Origin of the sequence: Saccharopolyspora sp. 7B (assembly GCF_020177435.1) — a bacterium.
Lineage (GTDB): Bacteria > Actinomycetota > Actinomycetes > Mycobacteriales > Pseudonocardiaceae > Saccharopolyspora_C > Saccharopolyspora_C gregorii.
On the sequence record NZ_JAIUKC010000164.1, the window covers coordinates 1 to 3984 of the forward strand.

Sequence of the window (3984 nt, forward strand, 5' to 3'; positions counted from 1 at the left end):
CGGGGACCTCTTGAACTCCGCGGGGCACGCCGCCGAGCGGCGGCGCGCGGCGGCCCGCCCCGGGCGCCCCCCCCCGGGGGGGCCCGGGGGGGGGGGCGCGGGGGCCCCCCGGGGGGCGGAGGCCCCGGCACCCCCGGCCGGGGCCTCCGCGTCGTCCGGTCAGCGCTCGACGATGGCGGTGACGCCCTGCCCGCCCGCGGCGCAGACCGAGATCAGGCCGCGGCCGGACCCGCGCCCGGCCAGCAGCTTCGCCAGGGTGGCGACGATGCGGCCGCCGGTCGCCGCGAACGGGTGCCCGGCGGCCAGCGAGGAACCGTTCACGTTCAGCTTCGCCGGGTCGATCTCGCCGAGCGGCGCGTCCAGGCCCAGCCGGTCCTTGCAGAAGTCCGGGTCCTGCCAGGCCTTCAGGGTCGCCAGCACCTGCGAGGCGAACGCCTCGTGGATCTCGTAGAAGTCGAAGTCGCCGAGCCCGATCCCGCCGCGCTCCAGCAGCTTCGGCACCGCGTACGCGGGCGCCATCAGCAGGCCCTCGTCGCCGCTGACGTGGTCCACGCCCGCGGGCACGATGTCGCTGAGGTAGGCCAGCACGGGCAGCTTGTGCGCGGCCGCCCACTCCTCGCTGGCCAGCAGCACCACGGCGGCGCCGTCGCTGAGCGGCGTGGAGTTGCCCGCGGTCATGGTGGCGCCCTCGCCCTTGCCGAACACCGGCTTGAGCTTGGCGAGCTTCTCGGCGCTGCTGTCCGGGCGCAGGTTCTGGTCCCGGGTGAGCCCCTGGAACGGGGTGAGCAGGTCGTCGAAGAAGCCGTCGTCGTAGGCGGCGGCCAGCCGCTGGTGGCTGCGGGCGGCGAGCTCGTCCTGCTCCTCGCGCCCGATCTGCCAGTCCAGCGCGGTGCGGGCGGCGTGCTCGCCCATGGACAGGCCGGTGCGCGGCTCGGAGTTCTCCGGGATGTCCGGCTTGACGTGCTGCGGCCGCACCCCGGTCAGCGCCTTGACCTTGCCGCCGGTGGTCTTGGCGTGGTTCGCGGCGAGCAGCACCCGGCGCAGGTCGTCGTTGAGCGCGATGGGCGCGTCGCTGGCGCTGTCCACGCCGCCCGCGATGCCGGATTCGAGCTGCCCGAGGGCGATCTTGTTCGCGACGGAGGTGACGGCCTCCAGACCGGTCGCGCAGGCCATCTGCACGTCGTGCGCGGGGGTGCGCGGGTCGAGCCGGGAGCCGAGGACGGATTCGCGGGCCAGGTTGAAGTCGCGGCTGTGCTTGAGCACGGCGCCCGCGACGAACTCGCCGACGAGCTCGCCCTGCAGGCCGAAGCGGGCGAGCAGCCCGTCCAGCGCGGCGGTGAGCATGTCCTGGTTGGACGCCTGCGTGTAGGGCCCGCCGGATCGGGCGAAGGGGATCCGGTTGCCGCCGACGATCGCGACGCGTCGAGTGGTGGGCATGCGGGACTCCTTCGGGACGGGACCGGTGGTCCGTGCGGTTCGGCTGGTGGTGCTCACCGGATCGGCGTGCGGGGCCGATCGTGCGGGGGCTCTGGTGCGGACCCCGCTGACCCTCTAACCTACCCGCGGGTAGGTTAGACGTCGAGTCCGCCTCCCGAGCGCCCGCCGCGCTCGACCCGCGGGCCGACCGCCCAGTCCACCGACCACCCGCTCACGGGAGTGCGCATGTCCGACCGGTACCAGCAGTTCACCTCGACCGGGTTCGGTCGAACGATCGCCAAGCGCATCGGCCTGCCCACGCCCACCCCGCTCCGCAGGTACCGGCCCGGCGACCCCGTCGTGGGCGGCCCGGTGCTCACCGGCGCCGCCGCGGGATCCCGGCTCGGCGAGGCGATCGCGGGGACGCTGGAGGCCGTCGGCGCCGAGGTCCGCACCGAAGCCGCCGCGGACGCCCGCTACGCCGCGCTCGTCTTCGACGCCACCGGCATCACCTCCAGCGCCCAGCTCGCCCAGCTGCGCGCCTTCTTCAGCCCGGTCATCCGCCAGGTCGGCACCTGCGGTCGCGTCATCGTGCTCGGCACCCCGCCGGAGGAGACCACCGAGGCCGGGGAACGCGTCGCGCAGCGCGCCCTCGAAGGCTTCGTGCGCACCGTCGGCAAGGAGCTCAAGCGCGGCGCCACCGCCCAGCTCGTGTACGCCTCCGAAGGCGCCGAGCGGTCCCTCGATTCCACGCTGAGCTTCCTGCTGTCGGCCAAGTCCGCGTTCGTCTCCGCCCAGGTCGTGCGGGTCGGCCGCGCCGACGCCCCGCAGGTCGATCGGGAGAAGCCGCTGCGCGACAAGGTCGCCCTGGTCACCGGCGCTTCCCGCGGCATCGGCGAGTCCATCGCCGAGACCCTCGCCCGCGACGGCGCGCACGTCGTCTGCCTCGACATCCCCGCCCAGGGCGCCGACCTGGCCGAGGTCGCCAACCGCATCGGCGGCTCCACCCTGCAGCTCGACATCACCGCCGAGGACGCGCCGCAGCGCATCGCCGAGCACTTCGCCGAACGCCACGGCGGGCTCGACGTGGTGGTGCACAACGCGGGCATCACCCGGGACAAGACGCTCGGGCGGATGGACGACGCGCGCTGGGACTCGGTGATCGCGGTGAACCTGACCGCGCAGGAGCGCATCAACGAGGCGCTGCTCGCCGAGGGCTCCCCGCTGAACGACGGCGGCAGGCTGATCGGCGTCGCCTCCATCAGCGGCATCGCGGGCAACGTCGGCCAGGCGAACTACGCGGCGTCGAAGGCCGGCGTGATCGGCCTGGTGCAGGCGCTCGCCCCGGTCGCGGCCCGCCGCGGCGCCACCATCAACGCCGTCGCGCCCGGCTTCATCGAGACGAAGATGACCGCGGCCGTCCCGCTGTTCATCCGCGAGGCCGGCCGCCGGATGAGCAGCCTCTCGCAGGGCGGGCTGCCGGTCGACGTCGCCGAGACGATCGCCTGGTACGCCAGCCCGGCCTCCTCCGGGGTCAACGGCAACGTCGTGCGGGTCTGCGGCCAGAGCCTGCTGGGGGCGTGATGAGCACCGAGATCGACGCGCCGCCGAACCTCTCCGCGCTGTACCTCAAGGCGGCCGCCACCGGACCGCTGCGCCGCGGCCGGGAGCTGCCGGAGACCGAGTACGTGCGCCGCGACATCGCCGTGGACCACGACCACCTGGCCGAGTACGACCGGGTCTGCGGGTTCGGGCTGCGCGACGTGCTGCCCGCGACCTACCCGCACGTGCTCTCGTTCGGGCTGTCGGTGCGGCTGATGACCGACCCGGGGTTCCCGTTCCCGCTGGTGGGGCTGGTGCACGTCGCCAACAGCATCACCGTGCACCGGCCGCTGCTGGTCACCGACGTGCTCACCCAGCGGGTGCGGGTGGCGGACCTGCGCCCGCACCCGAAGGGCAGGCAGCTCGACGTGATCACCGAGACCAGCGTCGAGGGCGAGGTGGTGTGGCGGGAGACCAGCACCTACCTGCGCCGCGGCAAGCCGGACGAGTCGGCGCCGCGGGCCGAGCGCGCCGCCGAGGTCGAGCCCGGTTCGGCCACCGCCGTCTGGCGGGTGCCCGCCGACCAGGGCCGCCGCTACGCGGAGGTGTCCGGGGACAAGAACCCGATCCACCTGCGGGCGCTGACGGCGAAGGCGTTCGGCTTCCCGCGCGCCATCGCGCACGGGATGTGGACGAAGGCGCGGGCGCTGGCGGGGCTGGAGGGCAGGCTGCCGGACGCGTACACGGTCGACGTGGACTTCGTGAAGCCGCTGCTGCTGCCCTCGACGGTGGAGTTCACCGCGCACCGGGACGCCGGGACGTTCGCGGTGCACTCCCGCTCCGGTAAGCCGCACCTGGTGGGGCGGCTGCACTGACCTGCGGGAAGGCGGGTCCGGGTCCGCGTGCGCGCGCGGATCCGGGTGCGGGTGGTGGGGGGGGGGGGGGGGGGCGCCGCCGCCGGGACCGTGGGGCTGAACTGGGCGGCGCAGGACCTGTCCGGTTCGGCCGGGGGAGTGCGGTTGCCGG

Annotated in this window: 3 protein-coding genes; 2 read left to right on the forward strand and 1 reads right to left on the reverse strand. The window is 74.7% G+C overall.

Annotated elements, in window-relative coordinates:
• Nucleotides 1-159 precede the first annotated feature (159 nt).
• Nucleotides 160-1437: an acetyl-CoA C-acetyltransferase gene (locus LCD33_RS22930; RefSeq protein ID WP_224960518.1), complete on the reverse strand. Its 1278-nt coding sequence runs from the start codon at nt 1435-1437 to the stop codon at nt 160-162.
• Between the two features lie 225 nt (nt 1438-1662).
• On the opposite strand from LCD33_RS22930, the gene LCD33_RS22935 reads away from it, so the two are divergent.
• Nucleotides 1663-3000 (forward strand): 3-oxoacyl-ACP reductase, encoded by a 1338-nt coding sequence (locus tag LCD33_RS22935; RefSeq protein WP_224960517.1) that lies wholly within the window; start codon nt 1663-1665, stop codon nt 2998-3000.
• On the forward strand, nt 2997-3833 hold the full coding sequence (locus tag LCD33_RS22940; protein ID WP_224960515.1) for a MaoC family dehydratase: 837 nt from the start codon (nt 2997-2999) through the stop codon (nt 3831-3833). The genes LCD33_RS22935 and LCD33_RS22940 overlap by 4 nt, the downstream gene beginning before the upstream one ends.
• Nucleotides 3834-3984 lie beyond the last annotated feature (151 nt).

Bases quoted from the DNA above. Each gene is read 5' to 3' on its own strand.
- LCD33_RS22930 (WP_224960518.1), bottom strand. From the start codon at position 1,437: ATGCCCACCACTCGACGCGTCGCGATCGTCGGCGGCAACCGGATCCCC.
- LCD33_RS22935 (WP_224960517.1), top strand. From the start codon at position 1,663: ATGTCCGACCGGTACCAGCAGTTCACCTCGACCGGGTTCGGTCGAACG.